This is a genomic window from Actinoplanes sp. ATCC 53533 (assembly GCF_003947245.1).
The window spans coordinates 147851-167106 of the sequence record NZ_QHHV01000006.1; the positions used below are offsets into that span (position 1 = coordinate 147851).

The following is a 19256-nucleotide window of genomic DNA, read 5'->3' on the forward strand; positions in this document are numbered from 1 at the left end:
GAACCAGGTTCCCCAGCTCCGTTCCGCAGACGCCGTCCCGATGTTCATATGGTGCCCGCCACCCCAGTCAAGCGGTTCATTTGTCACCGGCGCGGACCCCTGGCAGCCGATGACGGCCGGCTGGCTGAGCCTCGCCGGCCCCGAGCCACAGGGGTTCCTCAGGCGTCTTGTTTCGAGTGCTGCTCGCCGGGCTCCCTTGTTCCTCACGCGCCGGTGACCCGGGCCAGGGCCGGGCCGGCGGTACGCCCGCACGCTGCGTGGTGGATCTGGCCAGTTCGACGGACGGTGTGCGACGATCTGTAGTTCATTCGATCGACCGGAGGATGTGCAATGGTGCGCAGTGTTCGTCGGGTCCTGGTTGTGCTGGCCGGGAGCGCCGGTCTCCTCGCGGTGTTCGGCAGCGCCGCACAGGCGATGATTACCTGGAACCACAGCGAGCCTGTCCGGCAGCGGTAGGTGTGGTTGCGCTGGCGGGTCGGTCGCAATCTGGACCTGGCCCGCTACTGGCATCGCCACGGCGACCTCGACGAGGCTTCCCGGCATGCCAGCCGCGCCATGGCACTGGCCGCGGGTCCGGTGCCGGTGACGACACGGGCCATTGCCGTGATGACCGCCGCGGCCATTGACCGTGACCGGGATGATCTCGCGTCGAGTCATGCCCATCTGGTACGGGCGGTTGCGTTGCTCGAAGCGGCTGGGCCCGGGGAACATCTCGCCGGGGCGTTGACCGACCTGGGCGACGTCCACCGGCGGCTCGGCCGCTACGAGGAGGCGACCGCTACGCTGCACCGCGCCCGGTCGATGGTCGAGGCGGCCGACGCGCGGCTGCTGACCGTACTCGGCATCACCGCCAAGGAGATCGGCGACTTCGACGAGGCGGCCCGCTGCTACGCCGGCGTCGCGCTGCTGGTGTCCAGCATGGACGAACGGGCGACGTTGGCACACAACCTCGCCGGGCTCGCCTATGCGCGGGAACGGTACCCCGAGGCCGAGGCACACGCCCGCACCGCTGTGGCGACGCGCCCCCGCACGCGGTCCGTGGCACTCGCCGCCGATCTGGGCGTGCTCGGCGCCGCGATCGCTGCACAGCACCGGCCCGGCGAGGCACGCACCCACCTCGAACGGGCCGTGACTCTTTGCGAAGCTGCCCGGCCGTCCCGGCCCTACGAACTCGCCGTCCTGCTCCACAATCTCGCCGCGGTCGACCACGGCGCAGGCCAGGCCGACGACGCCGAACGTGGGTACCGGCGCGTGCTGGCGCTCAAGGAGGATCTGCTCGGCACCGACCATCCCGAGGTGGGTGTGGTCTGCAACAACCTCGGCACCCTGCTGCACGACCAAGGCCGCACCGCGGAGGCCCGACGCCGGTACGAACGGGCCCGAACGATCGCCGAGCGGGTTTACCCGGCCGGGCATCCCACGGTCACCGCCATCCGCCACAACCTGCGCCGGCTAACCGCAGGCGACGGTGCGACATGACCGACCGGGCCAGGCCCGCGGACACCGCCGCACGCAGGACGAACTGGCAACCTCCCGCGGTCCGAGCGACCCGCGCATATGAAGATGATCGACGGTACGGGCGGACATCCGCTCATCGGCATTGTTCCGGGCGCCGACCGATGCAGGAGGCCGGCCACGGCGGGTGACGACTCCCGACCGGCGGCCTTGAGGTACGTCCTCGACGGCACATCGGCCTTCCAGGCGCTGAGCCTGTTCCAGTTGCGCCCGCAGCCGTTCCCGGTCTTCGCGCGGTACCTGCGCCTCCGCCGGCATCAACGTGCTCGCTTGGAGCAGCCGTGAGGTCGACGCGACGCCCACGATGGCGCCGGCTCGGTCCACGATCGTGGACATGTCCAGCAGTACGGCGTTCGAGTTGCGGTTCGGCGTGGCCGGTGGGGCTGGTTGTCGCAATGTCCCGGACAGTTGTCACCGGGGTCCGACCCGCGCTGGGACCGAGCCGCGATCCACCGGCGCGGTCGTGATGGGCGCCAACCGACGGCTGGCTGGCCGGTGATCCACCAATCCGCGCGGTGCCTGGTGGGCCCCGCGCGGATCGACTGTGGATCTACTTGCGGATCATTGCCAGGTGCGTGAGGCCCAGTAGCTGCCGCTCCAGGTCCGTGCCGACCAGGTGCGGGCCGACCAGGTGTCGCCGGTCCATCCGGCGGCGCTCCAGGTTCGGGCGCTCCAGGTTCGGGCGGTCCAGGTGCTGCCGGACCAGGTTCGTGCCGTCCAGGTGGTGCCCGACCAGGTCTTCGTCGCCCAAGAGGTGCCGTACCAGCCGGCGCCGGTCCAGGCGTTGCCGTTCCAGCTGCCGCCGGTCCAGGCCCAGCCGCCGGCTGACGCCACCGTCCAGGTCCAGGGGTTCCAGGTCCGGTTCATGATGTCGCGTTCGCCGGTCAGCTCGACGCCGGATTCGGAGTCGGCGACGTGCGCTGTGCCGCGGGCGCCTTCGAGGGTTCCGGTGCCGAGCGCCCTGGTGTACCACTGGGTGGCGGCGACCGGGGTGGCCGCCGTGATCGCCGCGCTGAGGTTGAGTTCGCCGGCGCCCTGCGCGATGGCGTCGACGTCGGTCATCGGCACGGCCGTGCTCGTCAGCAGCTTCTTGACCTGGTCCGGTGTCAGCGTCGGGCGTTGCTGCAGCAGCAACGCGGCTGCGCCGGAGACCACGGCTGCCGCCTGGGAGGTGCCGCTGCCCTTGAAGTAGCGGCCGGTGGCGTCGGTGACCAGCCCGCCGGGGTAGGTGACGTCGACGAAGGAGCCGGGGTCGCGCAGCGAGACGATGGAACGGCCCGGGGCGACGAGGTCTGCGTGGCGGGTGGCGTTGCCCCGCGTGCTGAACGCGCCGATGGTGTCGTCGCTGCGGGCAAGGGTTCCGCTGAGGTCCGAGCCGCCGACCGCGATGACGTATGGGTTGAGCGCCGGGTTACCGACCCGGGTGGCGGTGGGGCCGTCGTTGCCGACCGAGACTACTACCACGATGCCGGCGCGCCAGGCGGCTTCCACCGCGTACGACAGGGGGTCGAACCGGGGGTCCTGCAGCGAGTCCGTGCCGAAGGACAGGTTGATCACCCGGATGTTGAGGTCGGCGTCGTTGCGGTGGGTGATCGCCCAGTCGATCGCGGCGATGACCTGGGACACGTCGACCGCGCCGTCGGCGGCGGCCACCCGCAGGTTGACCAGCCGGGCGTCGGGGGCCACGCCGACGAAGTACTTCGGATCGTTCTCTTTGCCGGCGGCGACTTCTGGGTCGCGCCCGGCGATGATGCCGGCCATGTGGGTGCCGTGTCCGAAGGTGTCCTGGTTGCGCAGGTTGGCGGACTGGGATTCGAAGGACAGGTCCGGGCCGTTGACGACCTTGCCGGTCTGGTCCAGGCCCTTGACCGGGGCGATACCGGAGTCGATCAGCGCCACGCCGATGCCCTGGCCGGTCAGTTTCCGGCCCCAGGCGTCTTGCCTGGCCCAGACGGCCGGTGCCCCGATCGCGGTGTTGACCTCGTACATGCTGGTCAGCGCTGAGTCGACCAACCAGGCCTTCTTCGCCTTCTCGGTCGTCGTGGCGGCGGCTGCGGCCTGCACCGGAGCGCCGGCCAGCCCGGCGACCGCACCACCGGACACGGCCAGCGCCGCGGCCAGCACGCCCGCCGGCCATCGCCGGCCAAGAATCGGGCGCCGTGAAACTCTCGAGCTCATCTGCTCTCCTTCGGGTCGCCACCGCAGGGGAGACGGTGGCTCATCGCGTCTGCCGTCGGCACCGCGAATGGCCTTTACGTCGACCGGCGCCCGGACGACTTGAGTAGTTCGGCGGATTTGTTGCCGGCGTGGCCGTAGGCAGTGGGCCAGCCTCGGTTCCTCAACTGGCCGCGGTACCGGCCGATGAGCTTGGCGCCCAACCGCCACAGAATCCGAGGACGCCCGATGACCCGACGCGCACGAGCAGCCACCGCGGCCGCGTCCGGCCGGCGACCGCGGACCTGGCCGCGCCCGGATCGGCAGGTCGCCGCTCTCAGTGTGGCAATGGCCGCCGCGGCGCTGGCCTTCAACGGCGTGCCGCTGCTGGTCAACGGGATGCCGTCAGTGGGCGAGTTCGGGACGACGGCGTGGTTCCTGCCGCTGTTGGTGATGTTCTGCCTGACGGAGGGCTTCGCCATCCACGTCCGGGTCCGCCGTGGCGGCCACGCCATGAGCATCACCGAAATTCCCATGGTCATCGCCCTGGCGGTGCTGAATCCGCTGCTCGTGGTCGTCGCTCGCACCGTCGGTGGCACTGCCGGGCTGGCGATCCTGCGCCGCCAGCGCGGTCAGAAGTTGGTCTTCAACGTCGCCTTGATCAGCCTGCAGGCCACGGTCGCCGTCGCCGTCTACGGCGTGCTGGCACACCCGGGTGGCGGCCTGGCCGGGCCCCGGGAATGGCTGGCCGCCTACGCCGCCATGCTGGCCGCCGATCTGCTCGCCATTATCTTGATCACTGCGGTGATCAGTCTGCATGATGATCCGTCGGAGTGGCGCCGTCTGCCCTCGGCCATGCGCGGCCTCGTCCTGGTCCTGGTCGCTACGAGCATCGCGCTGATCAGCGCGATCGCCGTGCAGGCCAACCCGGCGGCCGCGGTGATCCTGCTGGTGCTCTACGGCGTGGTGCACGTCGGCTACCGCGGCTACGTGCGGCAGAGCCAAGGCAATGCGCAGGTCGAGAACCTCTACGCCTTCACCAGCGCCCTGGACAGCTCGCTGGACACCGGCCAACTGATGCGCGTGATCCTCGGCCAGGTCCGCGACGAGCTCCGCGCGAGCAACGTCGAGCTGATCCTGCCGCCCAGCGGCACGGCATCGGGGCTGCAAGTCCGGCTGTCGGGCCTCGAACAGATCGACGAAACCCCCACACACGGCCCGGCGCCAGATGCCTGGTGGACGCCGGCCGCCTCCGGCATCCCGGTGCTGCTGCCCGGCGACCTGACCCGCTCCGACGTGCCGGTGGACGCGATGGCGGCGCCCGTCCTGATCGGCGGCGGTGTCACCGCGGTGCTGCTGGTCACCGAGAGCCTGCCCGACATCCCCACCTTCACCACGGAGCATCTGCGGCTGCTGCAAGCGATGGCCAACCACGCCAGCGTGGCGCTGGCCAACGCCCGGCTGGTGGACCGGCTGCGCGAAGAGGCCACCGAGAAGGAACACCTGGCACTGCACGACGCGCTCACCGGCCTGCCGAACCGGCGGCACCTGTACCGCCTGCTCGACGCCGCGCTCGCACCGCATCCGCACACGACTGCCTGCACCGCGGTCCTGATGATGGACCTCGACCGCTTCAAGGAGATCAACGACGCCCTCGGCCACGACGTCGGCGACGCGCTGCTGCGCGCGGTGGGGGAACGGCTGCGCCAGCGGCTGCACGGCCGCGGCACCGTCGCACGCCTCGGCGGCGACGAATTCGCCATGCTGATCGAGGTCACCTCACCACACGACGCCACCGCCATCGGCCACGACCTCGTCCGTGACCTGGAACGCCCCGTGCACCTCGACCACCTCACCCTGTACCCACGCGCCAGCGTCGGCATCGCATTGGCCCCCGAACACGGCCAGGACAGCGGGACCCTGCTGCGCCGGGCCGACGTCGCGATGTACGCCGCGAAGCAGGCACGCGCCGGGGTACGCCTCTACCGGGCCACCGACGACCAGAACACCCCGCAACGGCTGGCACTCATCGGTGACCTCCGCGACGCCATCGACCACCAGGACACCCTGGTGGTGTTCCAGCCGAAAGTCGACCCGGCCACCGGCGCGGTCATCGGCGCCGAAGCGCTGTCACGCTGGTATCACCACGAACACGGATTCATCGCACCCGAGCTGTTCATCCCGCTGGCCGAGCACTCCGGCCTCATCCGCCCGCTGACCCTGCACGTGCTCGACGTCTCCCTGCGCAACTGCGCCGCCTGGCGCAGGTCAGGTCATCCGATGCACGTCGCCGTCAACCTCTCACCCAACACCCTGCTGGACGACACCCTGACGGATGTGATCACGCGGCTGCTGGCGCAGCACGACATCCCTGCGACGGCGCTCACCCTGGAGATCACCGAAGGCACCCTGATGGCCGACCCGGACGGCGGTCTCGTCACCCTCGAACGCCTGCGCCGCCTCGGCATCAAAATCTCCATCGACGACTTCGGCACCGGCTACTCCTCCCTCGGCCGGCTCCGCGAACTCCCCATCGACGAAATCAAAATCGACAGATCATTCGTGCAGAACGCGGCACACGACCACCGCGACCGAGCCCTCATCCGCTCCACCGTGCAGCTCGGCCACGCCCTCGGCCTGCACGTCGTCGCGGAAGGAGTAGAAGACGAACCCACCTACACCTACCTCACCCAGACCGGCTGCGATCTCGTGCAGGGATACCACATCTCCCGGCCACTACCAGAGGCCAAGTTCACCACCTGGCTACGCGATACCCCGCCACCCACCATCACGCGCGCAGCCGGCCACCTGACGGTCGCCCAGTGAGCCGTGGATACGACCAGACGAGCGAACCTTGATGACTGGCGCCATGGCTGCCACCGGCGTGGCAATCGCCGCCGCCGAGATGCTCATCTGAACTGGTACACCTCTGTCCGGAACGGCAGTGCACCTCTCGTCCACTGGTGCCCCCCTGGCGTGGGGGAGATCAGGCGGGATCCGGCCGGGCGTCACCTCATCAGCGCCCGCACCGCGTCTGCAGCAGCCCCCAGTGTCGCCGGTTTTCGAATATTGGATCTTCAGGGAGCGGCGACACCTGACCGCCGGTACTTTGCTCGCAGTTTCCTTGTTCGCGTGGGACTGTGCCACGAACGGTGTTTCTGGACCGATTCGCCGGATTTTTGTTCGGCGCGATGGGCACTGTGAGTAATGACCTCAAGCATCGTGAGTCCACCGAAGAAGAGCGTCAGTCGTGGTCGGCAGCTGTCGCTGAGCAGGCCGCAGCGGCGGCGATGGTGGCCGAAGCCCGGCAGCGAGGGCTGGCGCTGACCGGCCCGGACGGGTTGTTGAAACTGTTCACCAAGAACGTCCTCGAGACAGCGTTGAACGAGGAGATGACCGAACACCTCGGGCATGAGAAGAACCAGGCCGAAGAAGGCCGCGGGTCGACGAATGTGCGTAACGGTGCCCGGCCGAAGATGGTGGTGTCGGACGCGGCCGGTGAAGTGACCATTGACGTGCCTCGTGATCGTGAGGGGACGTTCGAGCCGCGGATCGTTAAGAAACGGCAACGCCGTCTCGGCGAGGTCGACGAAATGGTGTTGTCGTTGTATTCGAAAGGGTTGACAACCGGGGAGATTTCTGCGCATTTCGCGGAAATCTACGGTGCGTCGATTTCGAAGGAAACGGTTTCGCGGATCACCGACAAGGTGGTGGCTGAGATGACGGAATGGTCGTCGCGGCCACTCGACGCCGTGTACGCTGCCGTGTTCATCGACGCCATCGTGGTGAAGGTGCGTGACGGTCAGGTCGCGAATCGGCCTGTCTACGCGGCTATCGGGGTCACCGTGGACGGCCGCAAGGACGTCCTGGGGCTGTGGGCCGGCGTCGGTGGTGAGGGCACCAAGTTCTGGATGAGCGTCCTGGTCGACCTGAAGAACCGGGGCGTACGCGACGTGCTCTTCCTCGTCTGCGACGGGCTGAAAGGACTCCCCGGCGTCGTCGAAAGTGTATGGCCACTGACCATTGTTCAGACCTGCATCATTCACCTGATCCGGAACACGTTCCGGCTGACATCACGCGCCGATTCCGACGCGATCAAACGGGATATCAAACTAATCTACACCGCACCGAATGCCGAGGCCGCACTCGCCGCACTCGAGGAACTGGAGGAGAAATGGGGAACCAAGTACCGGGCGATGATCGGGTTGTGGCGGAACGCGTGGAACGAGTTCATTCCGTTCCTCGACTACGACGTCGAGATCCGGACGGTGATCTGCTCGACCAACGCCATCGAATCGTTGAACGCCCGCTACCGCCGCGCGGTCCGGGCCCGCGGACATTTCCCAACCGAACAAGCCGCCATGAAATGCCTGTACCTTGTAACCCGCGCCCTGGACCCGACCGGGGCCGGCCGTACCCGATGGACGATGCGCTGGAAGCCCGTGCTGAACGCCTTCGCCATCACGTTCGGTGACCGCTGGCCGGCCGCCGAGAACTACTAACCGAATGCCAGAAACACCGTTCGCGTTACGGACCCGTTCGCGTTGGCTCGTAGGGCAGGTGGCTGTACCGGCCGACTGGCCGGGACCTGTCGGTATGCGCCGGACCGCGGTGCGACAGCAAGCGGTAGGGGTGGGTTACTCAGGTTGTGAGGGGGCGCGCCGAAGGTCAGGCATGGAGGTGGTGCGTGGGGCTGGGCCCGCAGGTCGGGCGAGGGGAACCGCTGCGGCGGTTCCGCCGATGTCGGCGGCGGTGGGTCGTCGGGTGCTCGGGTGCTCGGCATCGCAGTGGCGGCTGGTAGCGCTGTTCCTGGCGTTGTCCCTGATTCCGCTGACGGGTCTGGCGACCTACATCCGCGGCACCGTACGTGAACTCCAGGTCCAGACCGCCGTCGGTGGCCTGATGAACTTCGCCGACACCAAGCAGCAGGGCGTCATCCGCTTTCTGGGGCAGAACGAGAAATTCGCCAAGCAGCTCGCCACCCAGGTAGCGGCGACCGGCCCGGACAGCGTGCGGCCCTTGTTCACCTCGGCCGTCGCCACCGACGTGTTTCGGGCCGCCGACCATCCGTTCGCCGCAGAGATCGCCGCCGGGACACGCCACATCCCCACGTTGAAGACGTACCAGGCCATCGACTTCGTCCGCGGAGGCGTCATCGTCGTGTCGTCCGACCCGGCACGCGAGGGCCTGCGTTGGGACCACCCGGTCGACCTGAGCACCGGCTACTCCGACGTCTACCTGGTCGACAATCAGCCCTACCTGACCTTCGGCGCGCCCGCCCGCGACGGCATGGTCTACGTCCACGCCGACGCCCTCATGCTCACCAACATCGTCAACGGCGAGATCGGCAACCTGGAAGGCGGCACCGGCGCGTTCTACCTCGCCGGCGTCGGCAAGACCTTCGACTACTACCTCGTCAACCGCAACAACGTCATGATCACCGAGTCCCGGGTGCATCCCGGCGCGATGCTCAACCGCACCGGCAGCGTCGAACCATGGACCCGCACCCAGCATGGAGCGCACGACGCCGCGTGCCATGCCGGGAAGTACACCCCGAACGCCGGCGTGGCGACCGGCTGCCGGGAAGCCATGGGCTTCTACCCGTCACCGGACGGCCAGGAGATGCTCGGCGCCTCGATGCCGTTCTACGACTCCGGTTGGACGATCGTCGTCGAGCAAACCTCCGCCGAACTGCTCACCCCGCTGACCATGCTGCAGAACCGCATCTGGGTCATCCTCGGCGTCATCGCGCTGACCATCATGGCGTTCGCCATCGCGGTCGCCCGGCGCGTCACCGTGAAAGAAGTCAGCAACCTGGCAGCCGTGCACGAGGCCTCCCACGACTCGCTGACCGGGCTGCCGGGCCGCACCCTGTTCCTGCAGCGCCTCGAGCATGAACTGGCCGCCTCTGGGGCGCAGGCCGAGGTGAGCGTGCTGTTCATCGACCTCGCCCGGTTCAAGGCCGTCAACGACACCCTCGGTCACCACGCCGGCGACGAACTGCTGGTCAAGGTCGGCGAACGCATCCGTGACTGCCTGCGCGATGAGGACCTAGCCGCGCGGCTCGGCGGCGACGAGTTCGCGGTCCTGCTGGCCGGCGCAGGCGCGAGCACCGGCATCCGGGTCGGCGAACGGATCATCGAGGCCCTGAAACGGCCGATGATGATCAGCGGCAAGGAGATCTTCATCGGCGCCAGCATCGGCGTCGCCGACGCCTCGTCGACGCAGGACGCCAGTCAACTACTCGGCAACGCCGACCTGGCGATGTACTGCGCCAAGAAGGAAGGCTCACGCCGACCCGTGATCTTCGCCGAGCACATGCTCACCGGACTCGTCGAACGCCTGGAACTGCCCGGCGAACTCCAGCAGGCCATCGGCACCGAACAGCTCTGGGTGCAGTACCAGCCGCTGCTCGACCTCAACACCGGCATCGCCCTCGGCGTCGAGGCACTCGCCCGATGGACCCACCCCACCCGCGGCGCGATCACCCCGGCACTGTTCATCCCGATGGCCGAAGAGACCGGCACCATCGTCGACCTCGGCCGCTGGGTGCTACGCGAAAGCTGCCGGCAAGTGGCCCGATGGCGCCAGGAAGACAACCCGACGCTGACCCTGAGCGTCAACGTCTCCGCCCGCCAACTCCTCGACGAACAACTCGCCGCCGACATCGAGCAGGTCCTCGCCGAAACCGGCCTGCCACCCGCGGCCCTGACCCTCGAGCTGACCGAGAGCGTCCTCATGGACGAACCCACCAAAAGCCTGCAACGCCTGCGTGAACTCAAAGGCCTCGGCGTGCGCCTCGCCATCGACGACTTCGGCACCGGCTACTCATCCCTGTCCTACCTGCGGCACTTCCCCGTCGACGAACTCAAGATCGACAAGTCCTTCATCGACCGCATCAACGCCGGACAGGAAGACTTCGCGATCGTCCGCACCGTCATCGAACTGGCACACACCCTCGACATGCAAACCACCGCCGAGGGCATCGAAACCCCCGACCAACTCGACTCCCTGAGGCGCCTGGGCTGCGAGGTCGGCCAGGGCTACCACTTCGCCCGCCCGCTCGACGCCAATCGCGTCCACGACTACCTCACCAACCACCGCCAGCCATCCGACCAAAGCTTGATAACCACCCCGTAGCAAGCGAGTCACACGCCTGGTGTTCGCGGCGGGCGGCCCTCCGCCGCGAAAGCCGGGGCCCACGGCGAGTACCTCAAACCTCAAGATCGACTCGTGGCGGCTTTTCGCCTGCCAGTGCCGCATCCCCTGCCTGACCCCGAGCCGCATACAGCGTCGGATCCGGAACGCGCGTTACGGACCCGCATCCATCAACGTGTCCAAGATCCTCAAACGCCAAGGTACAGATGATCTTGGGTTTAGGTGTCTACATCTGCGGATCAGTAGCGGAAGTTGGCGACCACAGCGCTGAGCTCACCGGACATGCGGGCGAGGTCGGCGGTGGCTTGTTGGGTTTCACTGACGCCTTGGCTGGTGAGGCGGGCTGCCTCGGCGACACCGGTGATGTTCTGCGCGATATCGCCGGTGCCGGCGGAAGCTTCGGTGACACTGCGGCTCATCTCCGCGGTCGTGGCGGTCTGTTCCTCGACTGCCGAGGCGATCGTTGTTTGAATGTCGCTGATTCTGGCGATGACCTTGGAGATCTCCTCGATCGCCGCGACGGCACCGATGGTGTCGGTCTGGATGGCCTGCACTCGTCGGGAGATGTCGTCGGTGGCGCGGGCGGTCTCCTGGGCCAGGTCCTTGACCTCACTGGCCACGACGGCGAAGCCCTTGCCCGCCTCGCCGGCCCGGGCGGCCTCGATGGTGGCATTGAGAGCGAGCAGGTTCGTCTGCTCGGCGATCGAGGTGATGACTTTGATGACGTTGCCGATCTCGGCGGACGACTCACCGAGCTTGTTCATCGTCGTGGAGGTCGCGGCGGTGATGGCGACGGCGTCGGTGGCGACCCGGGCGGCCTCGGTGGCGCTCTGCGAGATCTCGAGGATCGAGGCATTCATCTCCTCGCTACCGGCCGACACGGTCTCGACACTGCGGGAGACTTCTTCCGCCGCGGCCGACACGGTCAGGGCCTGCGCGGAGGTCTCTTCCGCCGAGGCGGCGATTTGGGTGGAGACGCCAGACATTTGTTCGGATGCGCTGGCCAGCGAGGTGGCGGAGCCGTCGATGGTCGACACGGTCTGGCGCAGCCTGGCTATCGCGGTGTCCAGGGCAAGGCCCATCTGCCCGGGCTCGTCGCGAGTGCTCAGCCCGGTGGTGCGGGTGAGGTCGCCGTCGGCGAGACCACCGCAGATGTCCTTCACCTTGGTCAACGACCGAACGATCCCGCGGGCGATCAGGAAGCCCAGGCCCATAGCGAGCAGCAGCCCGGTGACCAACAGAAGGATCGCTGTGGTGCGGCTGGACTGGTAACCGGATTTGGCGTTCCCGGCGCTGTGGGCGGCGGCGGCGCTCTCCGCGGAGCTGAGCGCCTCGACGTCGGCGTAGACCGCCTTCAGAATCGGTAGGGCCTCGTTGTCGCGGACCTGTTCCCATTCCTTGATGTCCTTGCGCTCACCGGCGGGAATCATCTTGGTCTGCGCGATCTGGGAGTAGGCCTGCCAGTTCGTCTGGAGGCGCGCGATCACCGCGGGGTCACCGGCGGGCTGGTTGCTGCGGTAGGCGGTCATCGCCGCGTGGAAGGCTTGCAGGTCGGCGGCGAACGCCTGGCCGAATTTGGCCGTGTTGGCCTCGCTCAGCGAGACCGCCTGCATGGCCACGTCGACCCTGGCCTGGGTCATCGCCGTCTGGACCCGGCCCGCGGCCCGGACATTGGCGACGTTGCGGTGGTAGATGTTCTGCGCGGAGTCGCTGGCCTTGCTCAGCGCGTGCAACCCGACGAGCCCGACCGTAAGCGCGACCAACCCCGCGACGCCGACAGCGCCGAGAATCTTGACGTTCACGCTCAGATCAGCGAAGAAACGCCGCTTGGTTACCGGTCCGGCGTTCGTGGCGATCGAACTCATCTCAGGAATCTCCTGACTCCGCGGCGGCGTGCGCCGGAACGACCAAGCACCGTCGCCGATACCGGCCCGGGCACGAGGTCTACCAAACCGACCCTAGACCGCGGCGAGGCGTCCACGCTGCCATTTGCCGACCAAGTGTGAAGCACAGTGGGCGTGCCCACCTGCCGGTGGCGCGGGTCAGTCCATGCTGACCGCCGTACGCGGGCCAGCGGCGCGTTCTCCCGCGGAGCGTCGCAGTCTTGGCCGTAGCCCTGGAGACGGTGGCGAGTCCGGTGCCTCGGCTGTGTCCTTGGAAGTGAAGAACGGTTCAATGGCCCGGGAGAGGGCTTCCGATGTCATCTCGTGACCAGTGTCGCGGATCGCGGGCCGACGAGGTCGCTCTCGCCCGGACGCCTACAACGCGCACCTCGACGTCGAGGTGACCGCCCGCCGCGAAATTGTCGGCGGGCACCGCTGAGGACTGACCACGCACAAGCGGTCGGGCCGGCGCCGTCGGATTGACCGTGATGACGGTACAGGCCCCGCGCGGGTGCGGGCACCGTACACCCGGTCGTAGAGAAGGCGTGTCCGAGCCGTCCGCCGCGTTTGGCCCCGACGCCGTGGTCTGCGGCTGATGGGACAGGTGTGCCGCACCGGCGCCAGCTACCTGCGGTGAACCGTGCCCTCCCACCAGTCGTTGCCGTCGACTGGTGGGACCTGGTCGACGTGGCCGAGCCTCGGCATACTGTAGACGCTTGAACGGGCGCGGCGAGCTGGTCTCTGCCGGCGTTGCGGTGCTCGCCGTCTCCGTCGCCGCGGCCCTGCTAGGGGCAGCCCGGTTCGTCATTGCCGCGCTCACCTCGGCGCCGCCGTGGTGGCGCAGGGTCGGGTCCTGGCCGCTGACCCTGGCCGTGCCCGATCCGGTGCTCGACCACCTGCACACCCACGCCGGCGGGCTGCCCGCCGGGCGGCAGCACCCGCTACACGTTGCGCCTGTGGGCCATCGACGTGCTCCTTGGGTGTGCGTCGGCCGGCACGATCGGTGCCCGGATCGGCTGGCTGCTGTTCGGACTGATGAGCACCGCCTGGTCTTCGTGCGGAGCCCGCCGGTTCTGACGCCTGCATAGGCGGGCGCACTCATCGTGTCCGGCGATGACAGCTGGCGATGGACTGGTGAGATGTCTCGCTTATGTGATCCTCGTGTCGGAGGTGTGGGGTGAGGCCGGTGAGTTCACCGATGGTGTGGGCGAGTTCGGCGAGTCCGTCGGCCTTGCCGGTTTTGTTTCCGATGGCGATGACTTTGCCGCTGAGGCGGGTCTTGTCGGCTTCGGTGAGGGTGTGGGCGGTGAGTACGACGAGCGGGACGCCGTGGGTGGTGGGGTCGTTATGGAGGGCGGCGATGACGTCGAAGCCGTCGAGGTCGGGCATGAGCAGGTCGCAGATGATGAGGTCGAAGTGGCCGGCGCGGGCGGTGCGGAGGCCGTCGACGCCACCCGTGGCGGTGACGACGTGGATGCCTTCGGCGCGCAGGGTGACGTCGATGAGGTGCCGGCTGTGGGGGTCGTCGTCGATGGCGAGCACGGTCAGTTGCTCCCCGGTGGTGGCGGGGATGAGTCCGTGTCGGGCCAGCCAGGTCAGTAGGGTGTCGCGGTCGACGGGTTTGACGAAGTAGTCGACCGCGCCGATGGCCAGGCCGATTCCGGTGTTGTCGTGGGCGCTGACGATCAGTACCGGGATGTGCTGTAGCCGTTGATCGTGTTTGAGTTCGGTGAGGACCTGCCAGCCGTCGATGCCAGGCAGGTCGATGTCGAGCAGGATGGCTTCCGGGGCGCCGGTGTAGGCGGTGGCGAGGCCTTGTTCACCGGTGGCGGCGACCGTGACGTGGTACCCGGCGCGCTGCAGCTGGGTGGTCAGGAGCCGGGCTGCCGCCACGTCGTCTTCGATAATCAGGATCTCGCCGCAGGAGCCGGGGCGGCCCGCGTTGTCGGCGTCGGCGGGGGTGCTGGCGGCGGGCAGGTAGACGGTGAACTTCGCGCCGTGGCCGACTTCGGACTGCAGGTCGACGCGCCCACCGTGCGCGTGTACTAGGCGGCGGGTCAGCGCGAGCCCGAGGCCAGTGCCACCGGTGCGGCTGTGTTGCTCGCCGACCTGCTGGAACTCCTCGAAGACGCGCTGCTGGTCGGCCGTGGAGATGCCGGGGCCGGTGTCGGCGACGCTGATCGCGATGTGGTGATCGATGCGTCGTACGGCGAGGAATATCTGCCCGTGCTCGGGGGTGAACTTGATGGCGTTGGACAGCAGGTTCGTCACGATCTGCCGCAGCCGGGTCGGGTCGGCGTGCACGCGCAGCGGCCCAACAGCCACGGTGACGTCGAGGTGCTTGCGCTGGGTGAGGGCGGCCAGGGTGGTGACCACTTCATCGATCGCCTCGCGCAGGTCCACCGGCTGGCACCGAAGTTCGACGTTGCCGGATTCGATTTTGGCGAGGTCGAGGACTTCGTTGATCAGGTTGAGCAGGTGCAGGCCGGAGGAGTGGATGTGCCCGATCCACTCGGTCGGCACGGTGCTCAGTCCGCCGCCGGCGGCGGGTTCGGTACGCATGAGGTCGCTGAACCCGATGATCGCGTTCAACGGGGTGCGCAGTTCATGGCTCATGTTCGCCATGAAGTCGCTCTTGGCCTTACTCGCCACCGTCAGCGCAGCCACGGACGTGGACAGTTCGCCGGTGAGCCGGTCGCGGTCGGTGAGCAGGTCCGCGCGCTGCCCGAGCGCGGACGCCTGCGCGGCGAGTTCACCGAGCAGGTGGAAATCGTCGTCGGTGAACAGGCTGCGATACGCGCTGAACAGCAGGAGCACCGCCGGGCCGGTCGACAGGTGCAACGGCGCCGCCGTGACGAAGCGGAATCCACCGGCGCGGGCGTAGGCCAGCACGGTCGCCGGTACGCCATGGGCTTGATCGTCGACGCTGATGCTGCCGCTGAACTCCAGTAGCGGTGCACAGTCCGGCCCAGCGGGGCCGGCCGGTGGGGCCGGCACACCGACTCGGGCCACCTCGATGACGGTGTCCTGGCCGGTGTAGGTGAGGACGACCGCGCCGCCGCAGGAGGTGGCGCGGCACACCGCGTGGGCGTAGCGCTGCCAGAGTTCCGGCGCCGGCGCGTCCGGGGGTGCCTGCAGTAACTGGCGCACCACGTCGTACGCAGCCCGGGTCGACCACGCCCGGCGGGCCCACGCCGGCGGCGCGAACGCCAGCAGGTAGCCGACCGCCGACACCAGAGCGATCACCCGCGCCACCTGCCGGGCACGCTGCGCCGCCTCCGGGTCGCCGGACCCGGCACCGGCCACCAGGATCGCCACCGCGAACAACGCTGTCGCTCCCGCAGCCAGCCATAACCGGGTACGGGCCGCCCCGGCACGCGCCAGCGCCAACCGGGTCAGGAACACCGCCGCGGTGATCTCCGTGGCCACGAACACGACCACCACGATCAGCACCGACCAGGGCCCCAGGACTTCACCGCCGACCGCGAGCAGCACACCGCTGGCCGCCCAGCCGGCCAACGCCGGCCAATACACCAGGCCCGGCACCGGCCCGACCCGCCGCACCACCCGCAACATCAGAAACGGCTGACCGAGCAACAGCACCGACGCCGCCATCCCCACCAGCTGCGGCGGTTCACCCACCGTCTGGCGCACCACGGCCAGGACGAACAGCACCGCCAACGCGGAGAACATCAGCACCACATCACGCTGCAACGCGTCGCGCCGGCGCAGATAGCCGACCAGCACCCGCATGAACACCGCGGTGAACAACGCCTCCAGGACCAGCGCCAACCACAGCGTCTCCACGGCCTCGGCTCTCACGTGAAGACGCTACAACTCAGGTATGTCGCTACGGTGGAGAACTGTCCGTTCGGGGTTCGGGCAGCCAGGCGTGGCGCCTGCCGAACCGGCCGGGGTGAACTGCTGTGCGAACTCCCGCAGCGATCCGCGACACAAGCGCCACCGTCGTCGTCGCCACCCACGATCGGCAGCTGCTGCGGGACCTCCCGACTGCCGCGACCGCTATAGCCAGATCAGCTGGCTCAGGTCCAGCAACGGATATCTTCTGCACCGCGTTGAGGACGAGCCGGGCGGTCGATTCCGCGCGGTCGACCGGCGGACCCGGCCGGGCAGGCTCTGCAACCACCGGCACAACCACTGCTCCACCGTGACCCGCTGCGGGCTGATACCCGCGGCCCGCCGACGCGAGCACCTGCTCGCGGGCGGCCACGGCATGCCGGGCGGTACGGGAACCCGCCTTGCCGGAACCGGGTCGGTCCCGGTTTCTCGCTGGGTAGTTGGGCGCTGAGGTACCAATTGCCGTGCGTCGGATCCGATAGCCGTGGACATCGTTGACCCAGCCGCTGGCCGGTCGTCAGGTCGGTGCACCCGCACCGGCGAAACACTCCTGTCGCACCTTCACTGTTCATGACCGCCCCCGATGGTCATTTGCCGCACAGGTCACCACTCACGATCACGCGGGCTGGTTGGGAACAGAATTCGTTTGTTACGGCCGACGACGCCCAGCACCAGCGAACCGTCCTGCTCCCGCTCGGTGGTAGCCGGTACTTCGGGTGCACGGCAGACGGCCGGAGCGGGTTATCCATACGGCAAGCTGGCAGCCGTCCCAGCTGGGGGGCCACGGCCCGGGTACCTGTCCCTGCACCGGGCGGCCGGACTCGATCGTGCGGTGTTGATCCGGATGCGAACCATGCTGCAGGAAACCGCGCTGCACCAACGGTTGCGCACCCCACGCCGCCGTCACCTCCGGCGGCCTGCGCCTGGCCACCATGAGCGGCGACACACCACCCACCCCGCCGGGCCGGACTGGCTCGGGTCGGCCAAACGGCCCGGCTCCGGCTGTCCCACCTCCCGACGCCGACCGCCGTCACCCCCGGGCCACATAGAGCGGCCCGGCGCCCCACCATTCCCGGAAGGAGACCCCGTCATGCACCGCAGCACCCGACAACACCGGGCACGACCGCGCCGGACCGTCCGGCGCGGCGTACGCCCGACCCGCGCCGAACGCAGCCGGCCCCGGCGCAGGCCCACCCACACCCCGGCGCGGCGCCAGCCGCGCCACCACCCCGGCTGACCCCTGGTACCGCACACCCGTTGAATATCGAACCCGGAAGGGAACGAACCGCTATGCGCACGACTTCCATACCCACGGCGACCCACCACAGTGGAGGAGCATGGCCACGAGCCATAACGTGAACGCTTCGCGCCGTCGCCCGTCTGTAAGCGACCGGTCGGCACCCGGCGCGGCCACCCCGCCCGGCACCGACCCACCCCCGACCCCACAGAGCACCACCCCGGCCATCCGTACGCACGGGGGACGTCACCGATGGCCAACCCCTTCCACCCCAGCGACGAACCTGCCGGTACGCGTCACGCCGCGACCGGACCGGCCCAACGACACCCCGCCCGGGGTATCGGCACAGGATCGGGCCATCATGCGCGCCCGGCTCGCCGCGATGGCCGCGCCCCGCGACAGAGACAGCGCACGACTGGCCAAGCTACGCGCGGTGCTGCGCAACGAGTCGCTGATGGCGCACGTGACGGCCAACGTCGAGCAATGGCCCCCGCTGTCCGGAGAGCAGCGCGACACCCTAGCCGCGCTGCTTGGCTGCTCCGCACACCGCGCCCGGCGGCGCGCGGCCTGACCGGCGCGCGCACGACCACGGGGCGCCCCCACGATTGGGGCGCCCCGTGGCGACTGATCGATCAGGTGCTCGCGGATCGGGGGGTACCGGCGGCGGGTCCTTCGCGTTGATGTGTCGGAACCTCGCCCACGCGGCCACCACACGCGGGCGGACCTGCTCCTCGCGGTTTCCTGATCCGAACAGCAACCCGCCCACGTTGGTACCGCGTAGGTGCAAGGCAGGGATCACGCCCGGCTGGAGAAGTGGACTCCGGTCGTCACCGCGGCGATCGGCGGGTCGAACCGCGCGGGCAGCGCCTCGGCCGGCTCGATCGCCTGGAGTCGCGCCCTACCTGCATGCGGAATGATCAACGCATGACCGACATCGATGTGACGGTGCGCCGGGCCTCCGACGCGGACGCTCCCGCCCTCGCCGGGCTGCGCTGGCGGCGGGCCACCCAGGAGCGCGGCTACCAGGGCGACAACCTGGACGAGTTCGTCGCGACGCTCGGCGACTGGATGCGTGGCCACCCCGAGCACCGGGCGTTCGTGGCCGAAGCCGCCGGCGAGGTCGTCGGAATGGCCTGGTTGGCGGTCCTCGACCGGGTGCCCACAGCGAATAAGTACGCCCGGCGCGGCGGCGACGTTCAGTCCGTCTTCGTCGTCCCCGAGTGGCGCGACCGCCGGGTCGGTGCGCTGCTGATGTCGGCCGTGCTGGACGAGGCCCGCCATCTGGAGGTGGAGCACGTGACGGTGCACTCCAGCCCTCGGGCGGTGCCGTTCTACGAGCGCAACGGCTGGGGTCACGACCCCGAGTGGCTCAGCTGGGCTTCCGAAGCATGGAGGGGGTGTGGTGTTGGCAGGAGCCTCAAGTAGTCGGTGTCCTCTGTTCCGGGATCTTG

10 protein-coding genes are annotated in these 19256 nt (G+C 68.8%); 6 read left to right on the plus strand and 4 right to left on the minus strand.

The genetic code is table 11. The features are described from left to right. The first annotated feature begins 462 nt into the window (after window positions 1-462). On the plus strand, window positions 463-1479 hold the full coding sequence (locus DMB66_RS01860; protein WP_158647110.1) for a tetratricopeptide repeat protein: 1017 nt from the start codon (window positions 463-465) through the stop codon (window positions 1477-1479). A gap of 597 nt (window positions 1480-2076) precedes the next feature. On the opposite strand, the gene DMB66_RS01865 is transcribed toward DMB66_RS01860, so the two are convergent. Then, window positions 2077-3693 carry a S8 family serine peptidase gene (locus DMB66_RS01865; RefSeq protein ID WP_233624229.1) on the minus strand — a complete coding sequence of 539 codons (1617 nt, stop codon included), beginning with the start codon at window positions 3691-3693 and terminating at the stop codon, window positions 2077-2079. Window positions 3694-3918: 225 nt separating this feature from the next. Here DMB66_RS01865 and DMB66_RS01870 point away from each other — a divergent pair, with 225 nt between their 5' ends. From DMB66_RS01870 to DMB66_RS01880, 3 genes are all read left to right on the plus strand, one after another. Then, window positions 3919-6495, plus strand: a complete 2577-nt coding sequence (locus tag DMB66_RS01870; protein WP_125802215.1) for a bifunctional diguanylate cyclase/phosphodiesterase — start codon at window positions 3919-3921, stop codon at window positions 6493-6495. Between the two features lie 314 nt (window positions 6496-6809). Beyond that, on the plus strand, window positions 6810-8171 hold the full coding sequence (locus DMB66_RS01875; protein WP_305024737.1) for an IS256 family transposase: 1362 nt from the start codon (window positions 6810-6812) through the stop codon (window positions 8169-8171). A 238-nt stretch (window positions 8172-8409) separates the two neighbouring features. Then, complete coding sequence (locus DMB66_RS01880; RefSeq protein ID WP_158647111.1) at window positions 8410-10809, plus strand: bifunctional diguanylate cyclase/phosphodiesterase; 2400 nt, start codon at window positions 8410-8412, stop codon at window positions 10807-10809. Window positions 10810-11066: 257 nt separating this feature from the next. Here DMB66_RS01880 and DMB66_RS01885 read toward each other — a convergent pair whose 3' ends face one another. Together DMB66_RS01885 and DMB66_RS01890 are read right to left on the minus strand one after the other, a co-directional pair. Then, window positions 11067-12692, minus strand: coding sequence for a methyl-accepting chemotaxis protein (locus DMB66_RS01885; protein ID WP_125802217.1), 1626 nt, complete (start codon window positions 12690-12692; stop codon window positions 11067-11069). A 1116-nt stretch (window positions 12693-13808) separates the two neighbouring features. After that, complete coding sequence (locus DMB66_RS01890; protein WP_125802218.1) at window positions 13809-16532, minus strand: response regulator; 2724 nt, start codon at window positions 16530-16532, stop codon at window positions 13809-13811. Between the two features lie 1634 nt (window positions 16533-18166). Between DMB66_RS01890 and DMB66_RS01900 the strand changes: the two genes are divergently transcribed. Next, window positions 18167-18376, plus strand: coding sequence for a hypothetical protein (locus DMB66_RS01900; protein ID WP_125802219.1), 210 nt, complete (start codon window positions 18167-18169; stop codon window positions 18374-18376). 224 nt (window positions 18377-18600) lie between these two features. Here the strand turns inward: DMB66_RS01900 and DMB66_RS65180 are convergent, their stop codons facing one another. Then, window positions 18601-18726 carry a hypothetical protein gene (locus DMB66_RS65180; RefSeq protein WP_255440257.1) on the minus strand — a complete coding sequence of 42 codons (126 nt, stop codon included), beginning with the start codon at window positions 18724-18726 and terminating at the stop codon, window positions 18601-18603. 3 nt (window positions 18727-18729) lie between these two features. Here DMB66_RS65180 and DMB66_RS01905 point away from each other — a divergent pair, with 3 nt between their 5' ends. Continuing rightward, entirely contained in the window at window positions 18730-19230 is a 501-nt protein-coding gene (locus DMB66_RS01905; RefSeq protein ID WP_158647112.1) for a GNAT family N-acetyltransferase, read from the plus strand. Window positions 19231-19256 lie beyond the last annotated feature (26 nt).